This is a genomic window from Gracilibacillus alcaliphilus, from assembly GCF_016909015.1.
Taxonomy (GTDB): domain Bacteria; phylum Bacillota; class Bacilli; order Bacillales; family Amphibacillaceae; genus Gracilibacillus; species Gracilibacillus alcaliphilus.
In genome coordinates this window covers 72,886-99,373 of record NZ_JAFBFA010000002.1, presented here as the reverse complement: position 1 = coordinate 99,373, position 26,488 = coordinate 72,886, and the positions used below count along the sequence as shown (strand labels likewise).

General features: G+C 40.3%; 22 protein-coding genes. 10 read left to right on the top strand and 12 right to left on the bottom strand.

Annotation, left to right across the window (positions count from 1 at the left end):
• Positions 1 to 223 precede the first annotated feature (223 nt).
• The 3 genes from JOD18_RS02230 to JOD18_RS02220 all read left to right on the top strand — a co-directional run bounded on the left by JOD18_RS02230 (position 224) and on the right by JOD18_RS02220 (position 3,602).
• The gene (locus JOD18_RS02230; RefSeq protein WP_204667303.1) at positions 224 to 1,219 is read left to right on the top strand and encodes a lipoate--protein ligase; all 996 of its coding nucleotides are present in this window, start codon (positions 224 to 226) and stop codon (positions 1,217 to 1,219) included.
• A 253-nt stretch (positions 1,220 to 1,472) separates the two neighbouring features.
• Positions 1,473 to 2,642 (top strand): M48 family metalloprotease, encoded by a 1,170-nt coding sequence (locus JOD18_RS02225; protein ID WP_204667302.1) that lies wholly within the window; start codon positions 1,473 to 1,475, stop codon positions 2,640 to 2,642.
• Positions 2,643 to 2,663: 21 nt separating this feature from the next.
• The gene (locus JOD18_RS02220) at positions 2,664 to 3,602 is read left to right on the top strand and encodes a hypothetical protein (protein WP_204667301.1); all 939 of its coding nucleotides are present in this window, start codon (positions 2,664 to 2,666) and stop codon (positions 3,600 to 3,602) included.
• A 93-nt stretch (positions 3,603 to 3,695) separates the two neighbouring features.
• On the opposite strand, the gene hemY is transcribed toward JOD18_RS02220, so the two are convergent.
• From hemY to JOD18_RS02200, 4 genes are all read right to left on the bottom strand, one after another.
• Positions 3,696 to 5,093 (bottom strand): protoporphyrinogen oxidase, encoded by a 1,398-nt coding sequence (hemY, locus tag JOD18_RS02215; RefSeq protein ID WP_204667300.1) that lies wholly within the window; start codon positions 5,091 to 5,093, stop codon positions 3,696 to 3,698.
• Positions 5,090 to 6,028 (bottom strand): ferrochelatase, encoded by a 939-nt coding sequence (gene hemH / locus JOD18_RS02210; protein ID WP_204667299.1) that lies wholly within the window; start codon positions 6,026 to 6,028, stop codon positions 5,090 to 5,092. The genes hemY and hemH overlap by 4 nt, the downstream gene beginning before the upstream one ends.
• Positions 6,029 to 6,428: 400 nt before the next feature.
• A complete protein-coding gene (gene hemE / locus JOD18_RS02205; protein ID WP_204667298.1) occupies positions 6,429 to 7,460 on the bottom strand; it encodes a uroporphyrinogen decarboxylase in 1,032 nt (343 codons plus the stop codon).
• Between the two features lie 201 nt (positions 7,461 to 7,661).
• Positions 7,662 to 9,833: a transglycosylase domain-containing protein gene (locus tag JOD18_RS02200; protein WP_204667297.1), complete on the bottom strand. Its 2,172-nt coding sequence runs from the start codon at positions 9,831 to 9,833 to the stop codon at positions 7,662 to 7,664.
• Positions 9,834 to 10,132: 299 nt separating this feature from the next.
• Between JOD18_RS02200 and JOD18_RS02195 the strand changes: the two genes are divergently transcribed.
• Positions 10,133 to 10,627 carry an antibiotic biosynthesis monooxygenase family protein gene (locus JOD18_RS02195; RefSeq protein ID WP_204667296.1) on the top strand — a complete coding sequence of 165 codons (495 nt, stop codon included), beginning with the start codon at positions 10,133 to 10,135 and terminating at the stop codon, positions 10,625 to 10,627.
• A 108-nt stretch (positions 10,628 to 10,735) separates the two neighbouring features.
• Here the strand turns inward: JOD18_RS02195 and JOD18_RS02190 are convergent, their stop codons facing one another.
• Both JOD18_RS02190 and JOD18_RS02185 read right to left on the bottom strand, forming a co-directional pair.
• Positions 10,736 to 11,218: a thioredoxin domain-containing protein gene (locus tag JOD18_RS02190; RefSeq protein ID WP_204667295.1), complete on the bottom strand. Its 483-nt coding sequence runs from the start codon at positions 11,216 to 11,218 to the stop codon at positions 10,736 to 10,738.
• 1 nt (position 11,219) lies between these two features.
• Positions 11,220 to 11,642 carry a disulfide oxidoreductase gene (locus tag JOD18_RS02185; RefSeq protein WP_204667294.1) on the bottom strand — a complete coding sequence of 141 codons (423 nt, stop codon included), beginning with the start codon at positions 11,640 to 11,642 and terminating at the stop codon, positions 11,220 to 11,222.
• A gap of 450 nt (positions 11,643 to 12,092) precedes the next feature.
• On the opposite strand from JOD18_RS02185, the gene JOD18_RS02180 reads away from it, so the two are divergent.
• Entirely contained in the window at positions 12,093 to 13,259 is a 1,167-nt protein-coding gene (locus JOD18_RS02180; protein WP_204667293.1) for a M20 metallopeptidase family protein, read from the top strand.
• 46 nt (positions 13,260 to 13,305) lie between these two features.
• Here the strand turns inward: JOD18_RS02180 and JOD18_RS02175 are convergent, their stop codons facing one another.
• Positions 13,306 to 14,517 carry an ABC transporter permease gene (locus JOD18_RS02175; RefSeq protein WP_204667292.1) on the bottom strand — a complete coding sequence of 404 codons (1,212 nt, stop codon included), beginning with the start codon at positions 14,515 to 14,517 and terminating at the stop codon, positions 13,306 to 13,308.
• A complete protein-coding gene (locus JOD18_RS02170; RefSeq protein WP_204667291.1) occupies positions 14,510 to 15,256 on the bottom strand; it encodes an ABC transporter ATP-binding protein in 747 nt (248 codons plus the stop codon). Before JOD18_RS02170 ends, JOD18_RS02175 begins: the two co-directional genes overlap by 8 nt.
• Before the next feature lie 355 nt (positions 15,257 to 15,611).
• On the opposite strand from JOD18_RS02170, the gene JOD18_RS02165 reads away from it, so the two are divergent.
• The 5 genes from JOD18_RS02165 (at position 15,612) to JOD18_RS02150 (ending at position 19,427) form a co-directional block, all read left to right on the top strand.
• Positions 15,612 to 16,031 carry an HIT family protein gene (locus tag JOD18_RS02165; RefSeq protein ID WP_204667290.1) on the top strand — a complete coding sequence of 140 codons (420 nt, stop codon included), beginning with the start codon at positions 15,612 to 15,614 and terminating at the stop codon, positions 16,029 to 16,031.
• A gap of 67 nt (positions 16,032 to 16,098) precedes the next feature.
• Positions 16,099 to 16,461: a YtxH domain-containing protein gene (locus JOD18_RS02160; protein ID WP_204667289.1), complete on the top strand. Its 363-nt coding sequence runs from the start codon at positions 16,099 to 16,101 to the stop codon at positions 16,459 to 16,461.
• Positions 16,462 to 16,735: 274 nt separating this feature from the next.
• A complete protein-coding gene (locus JOD18_RS24125; protein ID WP_239587868.1) occupies positions 16,736 to 16,915 on the top strand; it encodes a hypothetical protein in 180 nt (59 codons plus the stop codon).
• 115 nt (positions 16,916 to 17,030) lie between these two features.
• The gene (locus JOD18_RS02155) at positions 17,031 to 18,023 is read left to right on the top strand and encodes a peptidylprolyl isomerase (protein ID WP_204667288.1); all 993 of its coding nucleotides are present in this window, start codon (positions 17,031 to 17,033) and stop codon (positions 18,021 to 18,023) included.
• A 141-nt stretch (positions 18,024 to 18,164) separates the two neighbouring features.
• Positions 18,165 to 19,427, top strand: a complete 1,263-nt coding sequence (locus tag JOD18_RS02150) for a hydrolase (protein WP_239587867.1) — start codon at positions 18,165 to 18,167, stop codon at positions 19,425 to 19,427.
• A 42-nt stretch (positions 19,428 to 19,469) separates the two neighbouring features.
• Here JOD18_RS02150 and JOD18_RS02145 read toward each other — a convergent pair whose 3' ends face one another.
• The 4 genes from JOD18_RS02145 to JOD18_RS02130 form a co-directional block, all read right to left on the bottom strand.
• Positions 19,470 to 22,298 (bottom strand): AAA family ATPase, encoded by a 2,829-nt coding sequence (locus tag JOD18_RS02145; RefSeq protein WP_204667287.1) that lies wholly within the window; start codon positions 22,296 to 22,298, stop codon positions 19,470 to 19,472.
• Positions 22,299 to 22,309: 11 nt separating this feature from the next.
• Entirely contained in the window at positions 22,310 to 23,503 is a 1,194-nt protein-coding gene (locus JOD18_RS02140; RefSeq protein ID WP_204667286.1) for a metallophosphoesterase family protein, read from the bottom strand.
• Positions 23,504 to 23,957: 454 nt separating this feature from the next.
• Positions 23,958 to 25,208 (bottom strand): ABC transporter permease, encoded by a 1,251-nt coding sequence (locus JOD18_RS02135; RefSeq protein ID WP_204667285.1) that lies wholly within the window; start codon positions 25,206 to 25,208, stop codon positions 23,958 to 23,960.
• Complete coding sequence (locus JOD18_RS02130) at positions 25,201 to 26,100, bottom strand: ABC transporter ATP-binding protein (protein ID WP_204667284.1); 900 nt, start codon at positions 26,098 to 26,100, stop codon at positions 25,201 to 25,203. The genes JOD18_RS02135 and JOD18_RS02130 overlap by 8 nt, the downstream gene beginning before the upstream one ends.
• Between the last annotated feature and the right edge of the window lie 388 nt (positions 26,101 to 26,488).

Here is a 26,488-nt window from a genome sequence, read left to right as displayed (position 1 = left end):
CATCTCAGGTTAGATGGCGGATGATGGCAGTGGAATTATCTGCACTATTCATTCCGCACTTGTTACACAATAGATAACAGAACTATCAATTGTGCGTTGTGATCTAATTGTAGTATAACAAAAAGAAAAAATCAACACTTTGTATTAGTACAATTTCAAAAAATTGAGTTATCACTATATTTCATCTATACTAAAATCAGTTTAAAGAAAGGGGCTTAACCGAATGAAATTTATAGATAATAAGGGAATTACAGATCCATATATTAATTTAGCGATAGAAGAATATGTGCTCAAGCATTTTGGTGAGGAAGATACGTATCTATTGTTCTATATAAACGGACCATCCATTATTATTGGCAAAAATCAGAATACCATTGAGGAAATTAATACTGACTATGTTGAAGCAGAAGGAATTAAAGTGGTGCGACGCTTATCAGGCGGTGGTGCCGTTTATCATGATGAAGGTAACTTGAATTTCAGTTTTATTACCAAAGATGATGGAGACAGCTTCCATAACTTCGCGAAATTTACGGAGCCGGTAGTAGAGTCTTTGCGTAAGTTAGGTGTGCCGGCAGAGTTAAAAGGACGTAATGACTTAGTTGCCGATGGCCGCAAGATTTCAGGAAACGCTCAATTTACGACAAGAGGCCGGATGTTTAGTCATGGTACACTTATGTATGATTCCGAAATCGAGAATGTTGTGCGTTCGCTTAATGTCAAAACAGAGAAAATTCAATCAAAAGGAATTAAATCGATTCGCAGCCGGGTGGCAAATATTTCGGAATTTATGGAAGAGAAGCTTTCTATGGAAGCATTTAAGGAGCATATTTTGAAGTACATCTTTGATGTGGACAAAGTAGAAGAGGTACCACAATATGTATTGACAGATGAAGACTGGGCCAATATCCACCAACTATCAGAAGAACGTTATCAACAATGGAGCTGGAACTATGGGAAGTCCCCTGCCTTCAATCTCCAACACAGTCACAAATTCGACAGCGGGCTAGTAGATATTCGTTTAGATGTTCAAAAAGGTATGATCGAACATTGTACCATTTATGGTGATTTCTTTGGTGTTGGAGATGTAAAAGAACTAGAGGAAGCCTTACAAGGAGTTCGTTATGACCGGGCAGCGATTGCTGAGGCCGTTCAAGATATAGATATCTCTCATTACTTAGGTAAAATTGGTAAAGAAGAATTCCTCAGCCTTATCTATTAAGTAAATAACCTCTTATCTGTTGTGGGTAAGGGGTTTTCTCATATAAAGTGATGTTCACAAACACTGACTCCGTGCTTGCACCTGATTCATTTACACAAAGTTATTAAGAAACGCACAACTGCACAAATACGTAGGGCAACTAGAATTTTTATGGATAGAGCGGTATCTGATAAGAGATACTGGTTTGGAACACGCACTATAAGGAAAGTAATCCCCTGAATTCATGTTAGCGAAAATAAAATCGAGGTGCATGATGAAAAAAATACTAGTCGCTTATATCAGTTATCTAGCAGTCCTATTTGGCTATTTTTATTTCTTGTATCCGCTTGTTTCTTTTGGCGACAGCCGTTATGGCGCCTTAGCTCACGCCTTTTTCTTTGCAATGTGGCCGTTGCAGCTGCTTCTGCTCTATGTCCTGTGGCAGAAAACTGCGCTGATTCAGCATTTAGAAGCGATGCCATCCGCTGCAAAAAAGCTGGCACTGTATACCTTATTATTAGTGAGCCTAAACTATCTGGTGCATTTTCCTTTCCGGTTTATTTGGTATTGGATAGGTGTACATGAGGGAATTCGGACACAGTCTGTTAGCTCTTGGCTGATAGATGGGTGGTTATCCAGCCTCTTACTAGGGATTGCCTTGTTTGTTATGCTAGCAGTGACAAGGTTTATTTTAAAGCGAATTCCGCGCTGGTGGGGACTGATTGTCTGGGTATTAGCTGTACCAGTTGTACTATTTATTACTTTTATTCAGCCAGTTTGGATTGATCCCTTATTTGATGACTTTCAGCCTTTGGAACAAGGAGAACTACGGACAGAATTGGAAAACTTAACTGCTGCAGCTGGTATGGAAGATGTCACATTGTTAATGGTAAATAAAAGTGAAAAGGTGACAACCTATAATGCCTATGTCAATGGCATCTTTGACCACATGCGGATTGTTTTGTGGGATACAATGATTCAAGGAATGAATACCGACGAAATTCTCTATATTATGGCTCATGAAATGGCTCATTATTTATTTCATCATATGTACTGGGGAGTCGGGCTTTATTTATTGTTGAGTCTAGCGGTTTTACTCGGATTACAGCGGTGGACAAAAAATTGGCGACAGCCGCATAGCCTTGTTGCAATGACGAAATTATTGACAATTGTCATAGCCATATTGCTGCTTGTTTCGCCAATCGAATTATGGGTTTCGCGCCAAATGGAAAACCAGGCCGACGATTATGCGATCACACATACCGAAAATCTAGAACCTGCCTTAACCAGCTACATACAGCTGGCTGAACAATCAAAAGCAGATATCAAACCGGCTCCATGGATTGTCTTCTTTCGTTCCAGCCACCCATCGCTTGCTGACCGGATCGAACGCGTCCAAAAAGAAATCGAAGCACGTGAAACAAATGCTGCACCTGATTCGTAAAAGTTAGTAGAGGTGATCAGAATGGAAGAACTTTATCAGCAAATCGTACAAGCTCAAGGAGATAAACGGAAGCTGCAACGTCTAAATCAAGAGCGAAAACAATTAACACTGGAATTAGAAAAACTAGAAAGACAGAAAAAGGCTCTCTATCAACAACTTCAAGCAGAAAAAATTGATGTAGAGAAATTGGAATCCATTAGTCTCGTCAATCTTTTTTATTCCATTATCGGACAAAAAACCGAAAAATTGGATCAAGAAAAGCAAGAGTTGGCAAAAGCCCAATTAAGTTATCAAGAAGCCAAAGAATCAGTGGCAGATATTGCGGAAGATATCAAGAAATTAGAGCAACAGATACAAGCCCTTGGTGAGCCTGATTTGCGCTATCACTCCTTATTACAAGAAAAATATCACCGCTTGCTAGATATGGATCATGAAAGCGGGCAGGAAGCTTTGGCTATCTTAGAACAAATAGGTAATCTAAGAGATGAGAAAACAGAAATTGCCGAGGCAAGCGATGCGGGAGAGAAAGTGAAGGACAAACTAGAAGAAGCACAGACTTCATTAGCAAAAGCCAAGAATTGGGGAACTGCAGATATGCTTGGAGGAGGCATGATAACGACCTCACTAAAGCACGGACATATGGATGACGCCAAGCAAGCAACTCATGAGGCGCAAAGATTACTGCGTAAATTCTCTTATGAATTAAATGATATCGGCAGGTCCTTTCAAACAAGTATCGATATATCGGGCGGTCTCACCTTTGCTGATTATTTCTTTGATGGATTGATTGTTGACTGGTTTGTACAAGATAAAATCCAACGATCGGCAGAACAAGTAGACGAAATGTCCAGAAAGGTAGAGCAGACACTGGCACAGTTGGAGGAAATCAACCAAGAGGTGAATCAACTAACCGAAGATGCCTATAAGCAATGGGAGCAAATTATTTATCACGCTTCTTAGTATACCATTTTTTCGCATGCAGAGATGTACAGACAGGCACCTAATCTCGAAAACATTTTTTTCGTTCCTGCAAGCAAAAAGCAGAGTAGTCCGTTACTCTGCTAAAAAATCCAATATTTGTTTGACAGCTGCCTCGCCCTGATCTATACAGTCTGGAATTCCAATGCCTTTATAAGGGCTTCCTGCTACAAACACGCCTGGCAGCTCTTTCTTCAGATTGGCTTCTAACTGCTCAACCATTTGTTTATGGTGCACGTTATATTGCGGCATCGCGTCTTTCCAGCGTGACACCACAGAAAATAAGGGATCCCCTTCGATATTCATAATCTTCTTTAGATCATGCAAAACAATTTCTTCTAATGCTTCATCCGAGAGATCGACCACATCCTCATCTCCTGGCCGGCCTACATAACAACGCAGTAAGGCTTTTCCTGCAGGTGTGGTTGTTTTCGGCCATTTCTTATGTGTCCAAGTACAAGCCGTAATGCGGTAGTTGCTATTACGTGATACAACAAAGCCGGTACCGTCTATATCATCTTTCACAGCCGATAAATCGAAAGCCAGCGCTACATTTGCTACAGAAGTAGCCTTCATATTAGGCAGATCAGCGGCAAATTCAAAGGGCTTCAGCAGTTTTTTCATAACGCCATGTGGTGTAGCTATTAATACGACATCTGCTGTCAAAACAGTTCCTTTTTTGGTATGCAGCTGATAGTGTGAACCTTTTTTTTCTATGGTCTCTACTATTTTATTAGTTTGAACTACTTCATCTGACAACTTTGCCGCAATGGCCTCGACCAATGATTCTAATCCGCCATCTAAGCTATAGAACATACTTTTCTTCTTGCCTGCAGTTGAAGGCTGAGCAGGCATTGTCTTACGCAATCCACGAATAAGACTTCCATGTTGCTGCTCCAATTGATAGAAATTAGGAAATGTCGCCATTAGGCTTAGATCATCAATATCACCAGCGTAAATCCCTGATAATAAAGGTTCAATCAGGTTCTCCACTACCTCATCCCCTACTCGGCGTCTGAAAAACTTTCCAAGTGACTGATCATCAGCGGCTTCTCCCTTAGGCTTGATAAAGTCCATACCGGCACGCAGCTTTCCTGATAAGCTAAACAAATCTGATTTCAGAAAAGGACGGACACGTGTAGGAATCCCCATAAAAGAGCTTTGAGGCATATGATGCAGTTTCTCACCCGCTAAAATATAGGACGTGCCTGTACCATTCTTAACCAGCTTATCACCAATACCTACTTCTCGTGCCAGACGCTCAGCAGACTGTTTGCGAATCAGAAACGAATCAGGTCCGCGTTCAATCATAAAGCCATCACGTCGTTCTGTTTGGATTTTACCGCCTAGCCGATTACCTGCTTCCAACAGACGGACTTGATAGTCTAGGTTAGCTTCTTTGATCTGTTTCTCTAAATAATAAGCAGCTGTCAAGCCTGTAATACCGCCGCCTATAATCGTGATCGTTCTCATGATTGTTCATCATCACTTTGGTACTTGTCAATGATAATCTCAGCCAAAGTATGAATAAAAGCTGGTGCAACATTTGGCATTGGCGGGCGGTAGTAATCTGTCCCCAGCTCTTCACATACCACTTTACACTCATAATCATTATCATATAATACTTCTAAATGATCTGCGACAAAACCTACTGGTGCATAAACAAATGAACGATAGCCTTTTTGTTCAAATAAGTCCCTTGTTAGGTCTTGAACATCTGGGCCCAGCCATGGATCAGGAGTATTTCCCTCACTCTGCCAGCCGATTTCTACATGTTCAATGCCAGTCTTCTCTTGGATGCTTGCTGCTGTTTCTTCCAGCTGCTTTGGATAAGGATCACCGTTTTGCAGAATTTTCTCTGGCAAGCTGTGAGCAGAGACAACCAAGACGGCCTTCTCCTTATCTTCAATCTTTTGAAATTCCTGTGTAATCACATCGGCCCAATAGTTGATGAATCCTTCTGCCTGATACCAGCTTTCCACTGATTTTAAGGTGATTCCATGCTTCACTGCTTCTTCTTGAGCCCGTCCATTATAAGATTTAACACTGAAGGTAGAATAGTGAGGTGCCAATACAATGGAGACAGCTTCTGTAATACCGTCCTTTGCCATTTGTTCGACAGCCTCTTCCACAAAGGGTTCAATATGCTTTAATCCCAGGTAGTGTACAAACTCTACATGATCTTGCAGTTGATTTGCCCGCTTTTCCATTGCTTCTGCCTGTTCTTTCGTAATACGTGCAAGAGGCGAGATGCCTCCAATTGCTTGATAGCGTGCAGTTAGATCGTCTAGCATCTCCTGTGATGGTTTACGGCCATGACGGATATGTGTATAATATCGTTCAATATCTGCCTCTTCATATGGCGTTCCGTAAGCCATCACAAGCAGACCTACTTTTTTCTTTGTCACGATGAAACATCCCTTTCCTGCTAGAGGATGTTCAAAAAGTCCGCTAAAAGTGACACATCGAATGTCGGCGTTGATAATAGGGAACTTCTACTAAAACCGCCCCCCATCATGTGGACAACGCAGAAGTCAACACATCCTGTACAAGTCCGTTACTCAAAGCTGCGCCGCCTCCTCGAACTTTTCGACGTACAGGACGTACTAGTGCAGGCGTTATGACAGGATGTTATGGGTTTAGCCTGCCGACACACACAACGTACTAGTATCGGTGTTGCAACACGATGTTGCGAACTTAACCTATGATGGTCCTTTTTGTCTGACTTTTTGAACACACACTGCTAGTTAAATATATGTTACTCCATAGTACTATGTTTTTCCTGCTCGTAACCTCTATCATGATCGATTATTTTTGTGAATATTCATGAATAAAGGCAGTTAGTTTTTGTAAACGTTCTGGACTGATTTCCGGTACTACGCCATGTCCCAAGTTAAACACATGACCTGGCTGTTCCTTTCCTTGCTCAATAATCTGTTTCGTTCTTTCTATGGCCACGTCCCAATCCGATAATAAGAACGCTGGATCCAGATTACCTTGTAAAGCCTTTGTTACTCCTAATGCACGTGCCTCTTTGATTGATAAACGCCAGTCTAATCCAATAACATCCACGGGCAGGTCATTCCATTCTTTAATTAGATGACTAGCACCTACGCCAAACATAATAAGCGGTACATTAGTGTCGCGTAATTCGCTAAAAATCCGCTGCATTACTGGTTTTATGTAAGTTCTGTAGTCGGCAGCATTTAATGCCCCTACCCATGAATCAAAGATTTGAATAGCTTGGGCCCCTGCCTTCACCTGTGCCTTTACATAAGTAATCGTCATATCTGCCAGTTTATCCATTAAAGCAAACCAGGCTTTTGAATCACTATACATTAACCCTTTTGTCTTATGATAGTTCTTCGAAGGGCCGCCTTCAACCATGTAACTTGCTATAGTAAATGGCGCTCCACTAAAACCAATAAGCGGTACATTCAGCTGTTCTTTTGTTAATAAACGAATGGTCTCTAAGACGTAAGGAACATCACTTTCCGGGTCTATCGTCCCCAGTTTGTCAATGTCACGGAACGACCGAACTGGATTATCAATCACAGGTCCGATCCCTGCCTTGATATCCACATCCACTCCAATTGCCGGCAGGGGTGACATAATGTCTTTGTATAATACCGCTGCGTCTACATTGTACATCTCTACAGGTAACCTTGTCACATAAGCACATAATTCTGGCTGATGTGTAATTTCAAATAAAGAGTACTTCTTTTTTAATTCCCGATACTCTTTTTGTGACCTGCCTGCCTGGCGCATATACCAGACCGGTGTGTAATCTGTTGCTTCCCCTCGAAAGGCCTTCAAAATCGTGTCATTAAATTTCGTCATCTGCTTCACCCTTTTTTATATTCCCATTTTAACTATAGAAGGTTTATCTGAATCTGTATAGTCTTTTAGCAAACGTTCAATAAATTGTAATAATTATAACTAAAAAATAATTGTAATTTACAACCAAGCTATTGTCAATCTAATAGTGCGTGTTCAAAAAGACCGATGAAGATCCTTTTTATCGGCCTTTTTGAACAACCTCTACAATGCAGCAATGTTAGACGGCTCTCCGGTTTGATCACTTAAAGGATTATAAGGTACCACATAATATTCCTTTGTCTGAAACAGAGGAATCGGGCTGATTGTGTATGTCCCTTCCCCTTCCACTTCACCAACTAGCTCATCCTCTTGGTCATTGCGCTCATAGACACGATATACTACACGACTATCTTCTGCAGCTGTCCATGTTAGCTCTACTTGTAATAAGGAAAAACCACCAATGCCTATCTTAGCATCTACATCATCAATTGTTGGCAGACGAATGGGATCCGGGAGATCCTCAACATCCTCCGGCACCTCAAATTCCTCAGTTAATGGTGTTAGTTTATCCATTTCAGTAAGAATGGACTTGGTTAGTTGTACGGCTGACTCCGAACCAGTTGTTAAATAATTATCTGCTGTTGCTTGATCATATCCTATCCATGTGGCTGTTACATACTCAGGCGTAATCCCAGCAAACCATGCATCTTTTACTTCTCCAGGTACTTCCGGGTGTTGTGTTGATCCTGTCTTGCCAGCTAAAGCTTTCGTGTAATCACCAGAGGCAGCTGTCCCATCTGTCACAACAGCTTCAAGCATTTTTAACATATCCCAAGCAACTTGTGGCTGAAATACCGGCTTCGTTTGTATAGCGTCTCTTTCTACTTCCTCTTGTTTATTGTTATAGATCGCACGAATGCTCGAAGACTCCAACCATTCTCCATTATGAATAAATGGGCGGTAAGCTTCCGCCATCTGTATAGGAGTAACTCCTTGTTCTAGCCCTCCTAAGGCAATTGCTAAACCATTATCTTCTAACGTCATGTTCATCTTTGCTAACATGGATTTACTGTAGCCAATCCCTATTTGATCTAGCAGCCATACAGCCGGAGCATTCTTAGAGGTTCTGATGGCATCATACATGGTAACTTCTCCTTCAAATTGTCCATCAGGATTACCTACTTGATAGCCGTCATAACTCATGTCTTGGTCTGGGAGCAGCCCGTACGGCTGGTAGTCCCCCTGTTCTAAAGCCGGGGCATATACGGCAATTGGTTTGATAATCGATCCCGGCTGTTTCCTTGTTAACAAATGATTAGTATCCCCCAATTGAAACTGGCGATCTGCGATTAATACCTTGAGAGCGCCTGTTTCCTGATTCATCAAGACAAAACTGCTGTCCATCTCCTGATTAGAACCAGAGAAAAAGCGATGATCCTGCATTTGCTGATAAGCTATCCGCTGCATCTCTGGGTCTACATGCACTTCTATCGTATACCCTCCGCGTTTTAAAGATTCACGGCTCAAATGATATTTTTGCTCCGCTTCCTCTAATACATAAGCCAAGTAGTCATCCAGCCATGGATCACGTTCTTCAGGTTGGTCTGTCACTTTTACATCTTTTGCTTCCAATTCCAACAGTTTTTCTGTTGAAATCTCACCAACATTCGCTAATTGCTGCAGCACTATATTCCGTCGTTCTTTGGCCAGCTCGATATCATGATGAGGAGAATAACTATTCGGTGCCTTTACCATTGCGGCCAACAAGGCCCCCTCATCAATAGTAAGCTCCTCAATTGGTTTATTAAAAAAATACTCCGCTGCAGTTCCTACTCCATAAATGCCGTGGGCCAAGTAAATCTCATTTAAATAAAGTTCTAAAATATCTGATTTGGTATAATTACGCTCCAAATAAATTGAAGCCATCACTTCTTTTGTCTTACGCATCCAAGATTTATCATTCTCCAGAAATAAGTTTTTGGCTAATTGCTGAGTGATGGTGCTGCCCCCTTCTACTTTCTGCATCGCTAATATATCGCGATAAATGGCTCGAGCCACAGCTGGAAACGAGATCCCGGCATGATCATAAAAGCGTTGATCCTCTACTGCCAAAAAGGCTTGCTGTACATGTTCAGGGATTTGATTTATCGTGACATACTTCCTATTCTCCGTGTATAATTCACCTAAGATAGTTCCATCTTCTGCAACAACGGTGGAAGTAGTGGGAAGAATGACGGCTTTTTCGTCAAATACAAATCGTCCACCAAAAATGATAAACAAATAACCAAGAATTGAGATAAGAAACATGGAAGCAAATATAATGGAGATCCATCTGTATCGCTTCATTGTCTGTAAACAGCTAATCCCAAACTGTTTCAGTTTTTCTTTATCCATACCATTCACCGCCTTTCTCAGCAAACTTGTCACCAATAGGTTATGCCAAAAACCTTTCATTATTTGCAAAACAACTTAAATATATCATTTTGATTACATTCTTTAAAATTAGACAACAGTCTTATTTTAGCACAGAATAGTGGTAAGCGACGAATAATTTAGCCTCTGTTATGGTATGCTGATGATAATCAAGGCTTCGAGGATGTTACCGTCTGTTATCCTTACTTATACTACCTCCAGAACTGGAAGTGAAGGCTAACGGACATTTGTACCGGGGATAAAATAAAAAGAGGGAGTGGATGAATTTGAAGGCTTATATGACAAACGGAACATTTGCGTATCTAGAAGAGATGCAAGAAAAACATGTCATTTCTCCTTTTCTTCTACTGGAAAATGACATCAAGACGGTTGCCTATTATGAGGATGAAAAACCTAGTGTGTTCACGGAAAGCAGAGATTATCAAATTATTGCAAAGCAAGGCAGCTTAGAAGAGCAAGGCTATGCCAGTCTGTCATTCATTCCGGTCACAACCGAAGGCTTGCCTATTTTTGAATCGGAGTATAAAAAAGTGATTCAACAGTTCTCCTCTGTTGTTGCAGCTCGTTTATTACGTCCTATGCAGGGAAATATCTATGTCATCTTATTGGAATGGACAGATCTGCAAGACTATCATAAATGGCAGGCAGACTCTCCTTTACCCACAAAGAAAAACCGACCTTATCTAAATGGGCCTGCCTATAATGAAATCTTCCAAGTCGGCAGACAGGAAGAGGAGGACACGAATGAAGGCTAATAGAAACATCAAGGGACAGACCCATTACGGACCTGTCCCTTGATGTTTCTATGCAAATAAATTCTATTTATACATGGATCAAAGGCGAGCAGTTTTTCCACAGCCTTTTTAGGATTCACCCAACACTTCTTGATTAAAGAAATCAGTGAAATTAGTTTGCGGCTGTTCACCGACAAGTCTTGCTGTCTCTTCGCCATTGCTGTAATGAACAATAGTTGGTGTTCTTTCTATCGCAAACGTATCCCAAGCCGCATTGAATTCTAGCAAGTTTAATTTCACCAAATCTATCCCCATATCTTCAGTCATCGGCACCACAGTTGGTGTCACACGCTGACAATGAACACAAGTAGGACTGTAGAAATAAACAGTCACATCTTCACCAGCTTCTATCCTCTCTTCTAAATCTTCTGGTAAAATCTGATTTTGATATAACGGATCTTCCAGCTGATCGATCGTCGCCTGATTTAAATTAGACTTATTATAGGGATTCTCTACCCCTTCTAGTTGTTTAGAATTTTGATAGTTTACCACAAATATAAGCGCTACAAACACAACAACTAGTATCGATATAAATATAATTACTTTCTTCACACTAAGCTCTCCTTTGCTTCACAATAAGATAAATATGAATAATCGAAATCACAAGAAAGGCAATCAACGCTTGAAATGGAATCGTGACAAAGCCAAGAAAGTTAACATAAGTAGTGGTACAAGGGATGACTCCACATGCATCACCTGCCGCTTGTAAACTCGGTACCTTCTGAATAGCATAATGATACGCAGATACAAATACGCCTATCCCACTAAGAATAAGGCCTGGAAAGGCATATCGAATATCTTTCTTATATAATGCATAACCATAAATAGCGACTAGTGGATACATCAAAATACGTTGAAACCAACATAGTTCACAAGGGATAAACTTCATTACTTCTGAATAAAACAGACTGCCTGCCATGGCCACTGCACTTTGGGCCCATATTACAAATAACAGTATCTCTGATCGCTTGTCCATCTTCGTTCTATTCCCCTTTCATATTTATTATACATAACTGCCTTTGAAACACAAACACTCCGCCTGTATAGGATGGGTAGTCGTCGACATCAAGACCTCTCCATGATAGAGGAAGATAATACACAGGTAAAGATTTTTTTCTTATAGGCAGAGAAAAAGGCGGGAGATATCAACATACATCGTCAATGAACAGCTACCTATTTCCACTCCCTTGCTTGGCTTACTCTATCTTTGTGACATTCCTGTGACACTAATTTTGTCCAATTCAAACAGCTAGCCGAAATAACAATATACGTTATGAGGGACTTAACATTACCCCCTATAATCATTGTTTCCATACATACCTGAATAAAATTAAGATTACGTTAGTGTAATAGAGTTAGGATTTATTCCAACACCGTCTAGCGATTATGCTATAATAAAAGGAAACAATCGCAATGGGGTGATGAGATGGAAGATATACTTTTTGCAGAAATTGAGGCGCTCTATGAAGAGATGGTAAAGACAAGACGGTTCTTACACCAATACCCCGAGCTGTCCTTTCAAGAAACGAAAACATCCGCCTTTATTCAAGAACAATATCAATTATTAGATATACCATTCCAAGCTAATGTAGGTGGAAATGGCGTGGTTGCTACATTAACAGGTTCTAAGCCCGGGAAGACGGTAGCACTGCGGGCTGACTTTGATGCCCTGCCTATTCAAGATGACAAAGACGTACCCTATAAATCAAAATATCCAAATGTAATGCATGCCTGCGGACATGATGGTCACACAGCTGTCTTGTTGGCAATTGCGAATGCATTAAAAAAACATCAAGATCAACTCGCAGGCCAGGTTGTCTTTATCCATCAACATGCCGAAGAAGTAGCTCCTGGCGGGGCTAAACCCATAATAGAATCTGGTATTTTAGATAATGTAGATGTAGTATATGGAACACACTTATGGACTAGTACGCCATATGGCGTGATTGAGACTGCCCCTGGGAATTTTATGGCTGCTGCTGACCGTTTTGTGATTAAGCTTAAAGGAGCAGGCGGACATGGTGCTATCCCCCATCAAACCAAAGATCCGATTGTTGCTGGATCGCAGCTTACAGTCAGCCTGCAGCAAATTGTGAGTCGACGCGTTGACCCTCTAGAGACAGCAGTAGTCTCGATTGGTAAGTTTCATGCCGGTAATGCCTATAATGTTATTCCAGAAACAGGGCACTTGGAGGGAACTGTACGTACCTTTAATCCGGATATACAGCAGTTCATTCGTGAAGAAATAGAAACCATTACTCGCGGTGTTTGTTTGGCAAATGGGATGGACTATACATATGATTATCTATACGGGTATCCACCGGTTGTCAATCATCAGCCATATGCAGAGAAAATCTTGCAGGCGGCTCAGCAAATAAAAGAAGTGGATAAGGTGCAAATGATAAAGCCAAGCATGACTGGTGAAGATTTTGCTTATTATCTGCAAGAAAAGCCGGGAGCCTTCTTTTTTACCGGAGCCCAAATAGACAATGGTTTTGTCCCACATCACCATCCATTGTTCGATTTTGATGAACGAGCTATGATGATTGCCGCCAAAACATTAATAGCTGCCACTTTAAATGAAAATAAATAATAGCTCGAATAGGCAAAAGCTGTCCTCATACTTGGACAGCTTTTGCTTATTGCGCATTCATTTTCTTCTGAAGATAACCAGGAACTATCATCCAAATAAACAACAGGGCAATCACTACTAAGCAAACAGCGGCCAGCCACTCTCCCATCACTAATAACAAGATGATAAATAAAGCAGCTGCAACTAAAGTAAGCCGCTGCATCCAGCTAATAAAAGCCTGAGCTCGAGCTTGTAAAGAGATCGGGTACAAATCCAGCCAGACAATGGTAACATGATGTTTCCAAAGTGGGGCGACTTGCAAAAAGATCATATATACAAACAAGATGGCAAAGATTAATTTCAGCCATTGATTAGGGATAAAATAAACCAGTAAGCCCCCAATGACCAGTAACCGGAAGTATATTCCCAGATACTCCCCACTCCGAACAGTAGTGATGCGGTATAAATAAGCATAGACATCCTTTTGTGTAAACGTCAGCGGCTTAATTAGTAGACGTACAAGCAGATGGCGCTTTTTGACTTCTGTCTCCATATGCGGGACATCGGTAAACATATTAGCTAAACGATAAAACTGGCGCATTCTCCGGTAGTCATTCTCGATTAACAAATCCCAATTAAGACTGGGATTCCTTCTGCCGACCATCACATTCACCCCGAATAGAATCACCAATAATACCGTAACCACCAATAAAAACACCATTGCTTGGACAACATAAAAATAGACCAGAGTAATGACTAAAGCACTGCGGACAATTTGATCGATAAGACGCAACTGCTGGTCACGTATCTTCAGCATCGACCAGTTGGCAAGCAGGCTCCATGCTTTAATCACTAACAAGGCAAGAAACAGCCATATAAAGGAACTGTCTGGGAACACTTCCATATACAAAGGCGCAACGGCTACAATCGCAATCACAAACAAATACAGCTGCGAAATAAAACTGTATACCAGTGTACGCCGGAAATAGTCATGCATCTGATGTTCTGCCGGAATTAAAAAAACAATATCAGCCCTCTTTAATAATGTTTGAATCGGGCTGTACACGGCAGCTAGTCCAAGGATAAAAGCAATTACCCAGCCAGATGGGAAATATGCTGGGATATCTTCTAAGAACCGCTGATAATAGACCGCCGTGGCGGAAATAATAAACATCATCGCAATCACAAAATGTCCTGTCAATATATAACGCAAATAGCGGCTCAGCTCTTTAAAATGAGCAGAAAGTCGATCCATAAACATTTTCCGCACATCAAGCATATTGATCCGCCTCTTTCGTCAATTGAATATACAGGTCGTCCAGTGTTGCCTGTGGTCGATCGAACGTTTCTCGTAATTCCTCTAAAGTGCCATAGGCTCTAATCACACCATCATGAAGAATAACAAAACGATCACAATAACGCTCTGCCGTAGCTAGAATATGGGTAGACATTAATACACCTGCCCCCTGTTCCTTCATTTGATTCATTAATTGTAAATATGATTGAATACCAATCGGATCCAAACCGACAAAAGGTTCATCTACAATATATAAATCAGGCTCAACCAGAAAGGCACACATAATCATTACCTTTTGCCGCATCCCTTTTGAAAAATGGATCGGAAACCATTTCAGCTTTTTTTCCAGACGAAACTCTTTCAATAATGGTGTCACACGAGCTTGGTAGACATCTTCAGGCAGGTTATAGGCCATAGCCGTTAATCGCAAATGCTCTTCCAGTGTTAACTCATCATATAATACCGGCATCTCTGGAATATAAGAGAAATGCTGCCGGTAAGTATCTGGTGCTTCTTGAAACGTTTTCCCCTTGATGGCCACCGTACCTGCTTTTGCCTGCATGAGTCCAATCACATGCTTAATAGTTGTACTTTTCCCGGCTCCATTTAAACCAATCAATCCTACCACTTCGTTTGGCTGTACATCAAAAGAAATACCGTGTAATACATTTTTATGGGTATATCCACCCTCTAGATCTTTAATATGTAACAAAGGTTCCATCATCGCCACCCCTTTTATATTGTGAAGTATTCGCACTTTGACAAAATCAGATTTATATCGGTGAAGTTTTTTCCAGTTATAACTCACCGTTTTTCCAATTAACTTCATTGATTTTCTGTACACTTGAGCTGAGTATATGCGGTTGATTTAGATCGTAAAAAATCTCTTTACACTCTATTATGATCTACCATCCCTCATTATACCAAAAATATGATATAGATACTCAGAAGGATCCTCGGTTAGATGATAAAATTGTGATAATATTGTATAATAGAATTTATTATCAGAATTATTAAGGAGTTGCTGCTTTACAAAGCCCCTTGATAAAACCACATTAATCAAAGGAGCGATTAGGATGAGAACAGATGCTGACTGTATTTTTTGCAAAATTATAGCTGGAGACATCCCTTCTGCCAAAGTTTATGAAGACGATGACGTTTATGCCTTTCTTGATATCAGCCAGGTTACGAAGGGCCATACGTTAGTCATCCCAAAAGAACATACCAAAAATATCTATGAAACAGATGAAGCCATTGCAGCAGCGTTATTTGCTCGAGTACCGAAGATTGCCAATGCACTAAACCAGGCATTTCAGCCGGCCGGTATTAATATAGTTAATAATAATGAAGAATTTGCTGGTCAAACGGTTTTCCATCTCCATCTTCACCTGATTCCACGTTATGACAAAACCGATGGTTATCAAGCACAGTGGATTACCCACGAAAATCAGCATGACTTAGCAGCAATTGCTTCCGAAATCTCCACGAATCTCTAATTTTCAAAAATAGGGGTTTGATATTCGCCAAAAAAGAGAATGTTATATTTAGAAAGGAGTGTTTGTTATGATTAATACGAAATCGTTACTAATCGGCATATTAGCAGGCAGTGTAGTAGGTGCTGCTGCTACATTACTAAGCACACCAAAGGCTGGTAAAGAATTAAGATCAGATATGAAAGTAAAAGGCGAAGAAGCCATACGTTATATCGATCACTTAAAAACCGAAGGCGTAGACTTAAAAGATCAAATTACAAAGACCTCTAAAGAAGGTGCTGCCTTAATTAAAGACCTTGCCACCGATATTAAGGACTCTATTGAATCTTGGAAAAAGACAGTAGAACCGCATCAAAAGAACATTCAAAAATACTTAACGCAAATTGAAGAGAGCCTTAGAGAACTAGAGGAAAAAACAAAAACCCCAGAATAAACAAAGGTCAGCCTTTAGCGCTGACCTTTGTTTATTTGCCTATAAAATATAGCAGTAAGATTTATGAACGAAAAGTGAAACGGTCAGCCTCAGCGATTGCCTTGCTCTCCATATCTTTTATGGAGGTTATTTCTGAAATAGTTAATAATGGCAGTTTTTGAACACACTTTCCTTTTATAAAAAAGTGCCTACTCTAGTATCTGAATGATAGATACTGTTCAAATTGATTTTTTTTTGTTAAAGTAATGAGTGTGAGATGAAGGAGGGTATCTTAATGTTCGTGATTTTTTTATTTTTTTCTATATTTGTTTTATTTATTTTTAATTCGCTTACTCTAAGACTTTGTTTACAGACTGAAATGGGACAAGAGAAGCAATCCAACGTATTTCGCACCATTAATATTTTGATTACAATTTTATTGATTTCATCCTATGTGAATGTTACATATGCATAAAAATTAAGGAAAATTCATGTAATATAAATCTTTAGTATTTATTTGTGTATAATATGTGGTATATTATTGCAAGAGCTATAATAGATATTGTAAATGAATTAGGGGTGTATGAGAGATGAAAAAGTTATTAGTATCAGCAGCATTGGCAGCAGGCGTATTCACACTATCTGCCTGTTCTTCCGATGATCCGGAAACAATTGTAGAAACAGAGGTAGGCGATGTTTCCAAGGAAGAATTCTATCAAGAACTTAAAAGAGCTAACGGTAGTCCAGTACTTCAACAACTAGTGCTTAAAAAGGTGGTCACCGGTAACTTTGAGGTATCTGATGAAGAGGTAGATCAAGAAGTAGAGCAATACAAAGAAGAAGCAGGCGATCAGTGGGACTTTTTCCTAACACAAAACGGCTTTACAGATGAGGATGCTCTTAAAGAAGAGGTACGTTTTAATCTTGCGCAACAAAAAGCAGCTACGGAAGATGTAGAAGTAACTGATGAAGAAATTCAAGAGCGCTACGATAGAATGAGCACTAACCTGCAAGCTCGTCACATATTAGTGGAAGATGAAGAAACAGCTAATGAAGTGATTGAGAAATTAGATGACGGTGAAGATTTCGCTGAATTAGCCGAAGAGTACTCTACTGATCCAGGCAGTGCCAGCAATGGCGGTGACTTAGGGGAATTCGGTCCGGGACGAATGGTGCCAGAATTTGAAGATGCTGCTTATGCACTAGAAATAGATGAGATTAGTGAACCTGTCGAAACTACTCACGGTTTCCATGTCATTCAAGTAACTGATCGTGTCGAAAATGAAGATATTGAACCATTAGAAGATATCCAAGATCGACTGAGAAGAGAAATCGCTACTACCAAAGTAGATCAAGCGGCCTTCCAAACAAAAATTCAAGAAATGATGAAAGACGCCAATATCGATGTTAAACTTGATGAGTATGACGATTTATTTGTATTCGAAGAACCAGCTGAAGAAGAGGCTCCTGCCGAGGAGGAAACACCTGCTGAGGAAGAAGCACCTGCCGATGACACAGAAGAGGCTCCGGCTGATGAGGAAAATCAATCAGAGCAAGAAAATTCAGAAGAATCTGCAGAATAAACCACTACCCTATCTTCTTAAGAAGATAGGGTGTTTATGTTATGATAAAGGAGGAGTTGCAACTTATCTTCACATTAATGTCCATCCTTTCCCATCAGCTTGCTGTAGCTGAACTCGGGATTACATATGAGGTAACGCAACATGACACATCCACCCCAGCAAAAGGAAGTGAATAATATGATGAAGCCTTATTTCTATGAGATGATTACGATCGATTATCAGTTAACAGACGATCAGCTGCAATGGATTCAGCAGCAATTCCCTTCCCCTGCATTACCTAATGCTGTACAAGGGATCGATATCGAGCAATATTCGAAAGGTGACAGTGTCTCAGGACGCGTACTGTTAAATGATTTTGAAGTCAAAAAAACAAAAACAAATAAATCTTTTTTAAGATTATCTCTGGGCGATCAATCGGGAACGATCTCTGCTAAAATGTGGGATAACAACGGCGAAGTCGAGCAAATGCTCCCTATTCTGGAACAAGAAGGTGTCTTTGATGTCCGCGGTCAAGTAGACGTCTTTAATGGATTTAAGAGCCTGACCATCTATAACATGACGCCTGTTCAAGAATCTATCAATCCCTTTGATTTACTCGCCTTTACCAAACAGGATATCACAGCATTAAGCAATGAATTATTCGCCTATTTGCTTGAATTAGACCAGCCCTATCAAGATATAGCCCTGAAGGCAATGGAACAGCTATGGGAATCATTCCGTCTCTCCCCTGCTGCCAAAGGATTTCATCATAACTATCTTGGAGGATTATTGAAACATACAGTCGGACTCATGCGCTTCTGTCGCTATATCACTGTTCAATCTAATAACCCATTCCAGGCTATCATGAAATTAATACATAAAGTAGAGACACAGTATAAACAGGAGATCTGGGATACGCTAAAAGAAGATAACAGTTACCCAGCTTATGTTTGGAAAGATAGTATTGACCACCTTTATCATATGCTGCAAGGAATGGCTGAATATAAATTGGATTCGATCAATTATGGAGCACTGATGACTAGTATTCTCTACCACGATATTGGTAAATTAGCCGAATACGATTATGCTGGTAAATCCTTTGATATCTTTCATTTTCTTTTTCCTACGGCAACCTTTACAGAAGGAAAGCATAAACAAGCTGGTATTGCAATGGACCCTCTCGGTGTATCCATCGGGCATATTCCTTACGGTGTCTTAGTTTTGTCGAAAGTGATTGATAACTACCAGATTGCTGTCAGCATGGAAGATATTCACTTAATCGCTCATTGTATCCTATGCCACCATGGCTTACCTGAATGGGGCAGTGCCATTCGTAAACCGCAAAATTTAGAAGGATACATTATCCATATTGTCGATTATTTAGACAGCCGCTACGAAAATACCGAGGCAGACTCTGAAAAATAATACACGCTAACAACACGCGAAGCTGTCCTCCGCGTGTTGTTCTTATAGCTGGATAACAGAATGAGCCGTTGCATTAGCAGTAAAATAGATAATTTGGTGTTCCCTGCTTAATTCTTCCATTATTTCCAAGATAACAGCCTTACGACTGGGGTCGAAGTGAACAAAACCGTCATCAATCAAAAACGGTAATGCTATACGGTCAGTCATTATCTGACTTAAGGCGAAACGGATCGAAATATATAACTGATCCATTGTCGCCTGGGATAAATCAGTAACCTGAAATAGATAACCTGTCTTCGTTTCCACTGTCAATGTTTGATCTTCCATCATGCGCAGGTTGACGTAATGCCCAAGGGTTAAACGCTGAAAATAAACACTGGCCAACTCCAACACCTTTGGCAAATACTTTTTGGTATAATTCACCTTGGCCATCGACAATTTTCTAAATGCTACTTGATAAACTGTCCACTGTCTCACTTGCTCTTGTAGCTGATCTTGTTGTTGAGCTAAGCGATGCTGTTGAATCGATGTTTCTTCGTTTGCTTCCAGCATAGCTATCTTCGCTTTCTCATCACTTATTGCAGCCTGCTGCAATTTAATTTGTTCTTCTAACTCTATCAAAGATTGCTGCAGGGCTGTTCTTTGTTTTTGTAAGCTTTGTTCCTCCTCAAATTTCCCCTGGCTGATACATTGGATCATCTGTTGATCAAAGCTTACTCGCAGACTATCATAAAGACGTTCTTGCTGCTGTTTGAGTTGTACATACTCCTCAAACATTGCCGCCTTCTCCCAAAAGTCTGTTTCTGTTTTTGCTTGGGCTTCTGCTAATAAATGTTGCACCTCTTGTTGGTATGGTCGCTGTTCTTCTATAAGAAGGGCTAGCTGCTGCTCTATTGTTTGACATCTTTCCTTTAACTGCTTTTTTTGCTGTCTCTTCTGCTGTTCCTGCTTCAGTCGTTGGTCAAGTCCTTCTATGTTTTTTATCTCACTCATCGTTCGGATTACATCTGTTCTTTTTTTACGCAACTCCCTATTCTTATCTGCCAGTCCTTTTAATGACTTGAACTGTGGATATAATTTTGGCCAATAGGTAAAAGGAATAGCTGCTAAAAACGGGAATTCTGCCTTATAATCATTTATCCTCTGTTGTAACTGTGCTAATCTTTCCTCAATAAACGTAATTCGTTCATTCAGTTTCAATTCATCTATTTGATAGCGTTGGAGATCCTTTTCCAGTGCTTCTAATGCCGAATAAAGCTCATCCTGTTTTTGCAGTTGCTGATCTATTTCTCGGACCTTATCAGGTGTTAAATGAGAAACCGCAGACTCGTTAGCATCAGACTGCTGCCATTGTGTAATTGTCTTACCATATAACCTGAATGCCACATATTGTATCGTCGCTAACCCAATAATGATTCCTGACCAAATAAAGTCTGTCACAAAAAAGAGTATAAACGCACACAGCCAACCTATTCCCCCCACTATTAGCGATATTCGTAATTGTTTTTGATAGGTCTCCTGCCACTCTTGGAATTTCTCAATTTGCCTCTTCGTTTGTTCTGTACTCTGTGCCGTTTGTATTTGCTCTTGTAAGTGTTGTATATGTCCTTGATCGAGCTGTTGAGACATCAGGTGACGTTTCTTCTCTTTTAATTCTTTCCGCACACGGATAACCGATTGCTGGTCATTTAGCAAATACTGTTGTTCTACCTGTAATTTATCTAATTGATCCCTTAGATCGCTCCATTCATTTTCTAAATAAAAAGGCAACTCCAGTTCAGCTAATTCCTCTTCCGATATTCCAAGCTGTAAAGAGGCTAAAATGGTTGATATCTCTGCCTGATTATCTGCAATACGCTCTTCTAATTGCTGAACATGCTGCTGTTGTTCATAAAGGCGCTGCTGATCTGCAGCTGCCTTTTCCCATTCTGCCACCTGCTCTGCAGATACCAAGTTAATTTGACTAGTCTGTTCTTTGATATGTTCGATTTCCTTTCGCAACACTTGTACTTTACTCTGAATTGGGAGCAGTTTATCTTTCCATTCCTTTAAACGCTCGGCACCTGCTGTTGGAAAAGCAATCTCATCGGCATATCGTTTAAGCTGTGCACAGGTCAAATAATAATCATTGATCAATGAATAGTTGGTTAGTTGTTTTTCCAATTGTTTAAGCTCTTGTTCTTGAATACCTTTTTGCTGATGTAATTGCTGGAGATTGGCTTCTCCCTCTGCAATCGCATCCAGCTGACTCTGATAGGTCTGCTCCAAACGTTTTGCCTCTTGCAATTGTTGCTGGGTATCAGCTAATACCTGAAACTGCTGATTGATCAGTGGCTTCTTACCATATGGTTTAAATAAGGCATCCATTTCTTTATGCAGTTGCTTCTCCACTTGATAAATCCGATCAGACCCAGTCATCCCAATGGCAAGCAGCACCTCATGTAAAGCTTGGTTATCCAGATCTTGAATTTGCTGCAAATCATGGGCAGTGAACGCATAGATGGATCCATATTGATCCCGATCAAGCCCTTGAAGCTGGTTTTTTAACCAATACTCGTCTAATGACTGTCCATCACTGGTTGTGATCACGGCTTGTGATTGCTTTTGACGATATATCCGTTCAATTGTAACTGGTTCTTTGTCTAATCCAGAAATAATTAAGCGTCCGCCCAAGGTAGAACCTTTTCGCGGGACAAACCGTTCTAATGATTTTGGCTTTAAACCGAATAAAATATAGAGAATAAATTCTCTGATTGTAGATTTTCCTGCTTCATTATCACCAGCAATCTCCAGATATTTCTCCGATTGAAAAGAAAAGGATTTATCTACCCATTTGCCGAATCCATATATATCCACCTGTTCAATTCTCATCGCTTCACCTCCTATTCCCTTAGTAAACGATCCAATAAATGCCTAGCTTCTTCGTTAATAGCTGTTTGTTCGGCTTCTTCCCAATCCATCGTCCACTTTTTCCCTTCTGGGTGTGTGATCATTGTTTTCATCACTTCCGGCACCTCATTACCAGCAAACACAGCTTCTACTTCTTCCAAAAATCGTCCGCCAGTCTGTCCCCTTAACTGCGTCTTGGCAGGCCGCCATTTTAATCCAATCAAAAAGGTGTTTTCCGCTTGCTGATTCGCATAATCGATCATTTCCGTCACCTTTCCATCAAGAAACCAAGCTTCCTGATCAACTTGGACATCGAGACATTCTAATTGTAAAAAAACAGTATGCAGCTGCTCCCTGTTTATTTCCGTCATCATAAACTCGGCTAACCAATCTAGCTGATGATATTCTTTCAAAGAAATCTGTCTCTTTTCAAAAATAATTGGGGCAAGAGGAAGAAAATGAAGATCTGTGTCATGTTCAGACAGGGTAACTAAATAGCAGCCTTTCTCTCCTGTCTCTTTTATTGACCTGCCTTGCATATTGCCAGGATAAGCGATAACCGGATTGGTAGATAATATTTCGCGTTTATGAATATGACCAAGCGCCCAGTAATCAAAGCCCATCTCTCTTAAGCCCTGTAATTGAAAGGGGGCATATGCAGCATGTTCTGTTTTTCCTTTACTGCCATGTAATGTAGCAATATGCAGGCAGGAATCAGAGGTCTTCTTGTATTCCTTACTTTTATCTATGTAAATGGCACGTTGCTCGTAACTAAAGCCATATATTTGTGCTAGTAATTCACCTTCTTTATAAAAAGGCAGTGCCTGCACTTGTTCACTATCAAACCAATAGACATTCTCCGGATAATGATGAGGAAAAGATTGACCTTGCAAAAAATCATGATTAGCAAAGGACATGTAAACAGGAATATCATGTGCCTGCAGCTTGGTAAAGGCTTGACGCAAAGCCATATGTGCCTGCATACTCTGTTCTGCCTGATCAAAGATATCTCCTACCATCAACACAAAATCAACCTTATGCTCAATAGCTGCCTTTGTCAGATTGGCCAGTACGTGGAATGTACTTTGGCGGATATCTTCCAGCCTATCTGACGGTATATAGGTCAACCCTTTAAAAGGGCTGTCCAGATGCAGATCAGCACAGTGAATAAAGGATACTTGTTTCATTTGATCACTTCCTTTCCTTTATTGTACCAAAGCACACATAAGAATGCACGTTCGATACAAAGTAAAACTTCGTTGAGTGGGGTTTCGACGCATAAGGGTGTTAGGCAGACGTTGCGTCACGAGGTTGCGAACTCAGTCTGTTTCCTCCCTCCCCACTGAATGTTAGTTGAATCAATCAGGCTCTGGATCTCCTATTTAGAGGTGACGTGTTCCCTTATTTCTTGAAGGTGGAGCCTTACAGCCAGTTACACTGCGATAAAATTCAAATCATTACAAGATTTTTTTACCCCTACCGCTTGCTGATGAGATAAAGCTTATCTTTACTCTTCACTGCCTCCAGACAGCTCTTTCGATCACATAGACCACCTATCTTTGCCCTTCAAAGATTATAGCTTTACCTTTAAAACAATAAAAAACTACCTCACCATCTATCCCGGTTGAGGTAGTTTTACAATTATTTTTTAGACAACTGTAAGGCCTTTTTGAAATCCTTCAAAGAAGTGGATGATCCATACATTAAGACACCACCGCGATAAATTTTGGCGCCCAGCCAAGCCAACACAAGGATAGATGCAACTAAGATTCCTATGCTGACGGCAATTTCCCAAAATGGAATATCCAGCAGACCTACGCGAAGAAACATGGTCATTGGTGCAAAGAATGGGATAAACGATGAAACCACAACCAATCCGGATTCTGGCATACCTAAGCCCATCATCGCAATAACAAACGCTGCAACGATTAATAAGGTGACTGGCATCATTAACTGCTGTACATCTTCGGTTCTGCTGACCAATGAACCTAACATAGCTGCCAAGGTAGCATATAAGAAATAGCCTAGGATAAAGAAGATAATCGCATATATAAATGTACCTGCACTCACTTCATTTAACCCTAGATCACTGAGCATACCATTCTCATCTTGTTGAACCAGCATGAAATAACCTGCTCCAAAGAGGAGTAACATTTGGGTTAAACCAGCTAAACCGATTCCTAGAATCTTGGCGAACATTTGACTGATTGGCGAAGAACTCGAGATCAAAATTTCCATGACACGGGATGTTTTCTCATTGGCAATATCCATGGCAATCATATTACCATAGGCAATAACTGCAAAATAGAGCAAGAATAAGATCACATAGACTAGCATGGTTGCTCCCATTCGCTCTTCTTCAGACTTTGCTGCTGTTCCTGAATCTCCTTCTGCTGACATCATTTCTTGATCAAATGCCACTGGTTCATACAAAGCAGCAAGCGTTCCTTCATCAATACCTGCCTGATTCATAACTTCCGCGACTTTGATTTGCTGTAATTGTGCGGTCAACATCCCTTCCGTCGCTTGATTTAAATTATCTGTACCATAGTAAGTTGCTTCAGGCAGTCCTTCCGCAGATTCTCTTATTTCTAATACACCCTGGAATTCTTCATTTAATACATCCGACTGGGCGTCTTCCAATGTTCCTTCATAGGATTCCAATGTTAACTCATCAGTGGTACTTTCTTGTAACAGCTGATAATAGCCTTCTTGTTCCGTAACAACAGCAATCTTATCTCCTTCTTCCTCTGAACCAAATGCGTCCACCAGAGAATCAATATTAGATAAAAGGAAAATAAACCCGATAAACAAGGCGGTTGTAATAATAAATGATTTGGATTTAATCTTCGAAGAAAAAGTATAAGAAAAAACAGTCCAAAACTTATTCATAAGACTCACCTGCTTTCTCAATAAAAATATCATTCAGGCTTGGCTCATCTAATTGAAATTTGCGAATGAAGCCTTTTCCGGTAATTTCTTGTAACACCGTTTGGGAGACTGCTTCATTCTCGATTTGACACAAGATACTATCCTGCAGATACTTCACCTTCACAACACCTGGGATTTTTTCCACAAAACCTAAGTCAAAATCGGCTTCAATTGCTAAGTTCTTCTTACCAAAAGAACGCTTAATTTCCCGTAAGTTTCCGTCAAGAATCGGTCTGCCATGCTGCATCATACATAAATGCTGGCAAAGCTCTTCGACATGCTCCATCCGGTGGGAGGAAAAAACAATCGATGTACCGGATTCTTTAAGATCCACTACCGCTTCCTTCAAAAGCTCTACATTAACAGGGTCCAGACCAGAAAACGGCTCATCCAAGATTAATAATTTAGGCTTATGTATCACTGCAGAAATAAATTGTATTTTTTGCTGGTTTCCTTTTGAAAGCTCTTCCACCTTTTTATCCAAATAGTGCGGTACTTTCAAGCGGTCTAACCAGGTAATCAATTCTGCTTCTGCTTGTTGCTTCTGCATCCCTCTTAACTTACCAAGATAAATCAATTGATCCTTTACTTTTAATTTCGGATAGAGTCCTCGCTCTTCTGGTAAATATCCAATCTCATCTGTCCTACTGTAGTCAATTTTTTGGTCATTCCAAGTTATAGTACCTGAAGTTTGGTCAATCAAATTTAAAATCATCCGAAAAGTTGTTGTCTTACCCGCACCGTTAGCACCTAGAAAACCAAAGATAGTATGATCTGGTATTTCTAATGATAAATGATCGACTGCCGTAAAACTGCCAAACTGCTTTGTTACATTTTCTAATTTCAACGTCAAATTTCCCACACTCCTTTCTTTTATTACATACGCAAAATGAAGTGAAAAGTTTCATAAAATTTCTTTATAGAGGTTGTTCAAAAAGTCCAATAAAAATGACGCATTGAATTTCTGCGTTGGCAATAGAGGAACTTCTACTAAAATCACCCACAGCGTGTGGGTAACGCAGAAGTCAACACTTCCTGTGTAAGTCCGCTACTCACGTATTAAAAGCATACGCTCCATTGCTCAAATCGGCGCCGCCTTGAACTTCTTGGTCCTTTTTATCGAACTTTTTGAACACGCACTTTTAGTCATTTCCCCTGAAATGCACTCATTAAACTTATTTATCCTCTCTGCTAGCAAGTTTACATTAAGATGACATAAAACAAGCGTCACAGTTTATCTG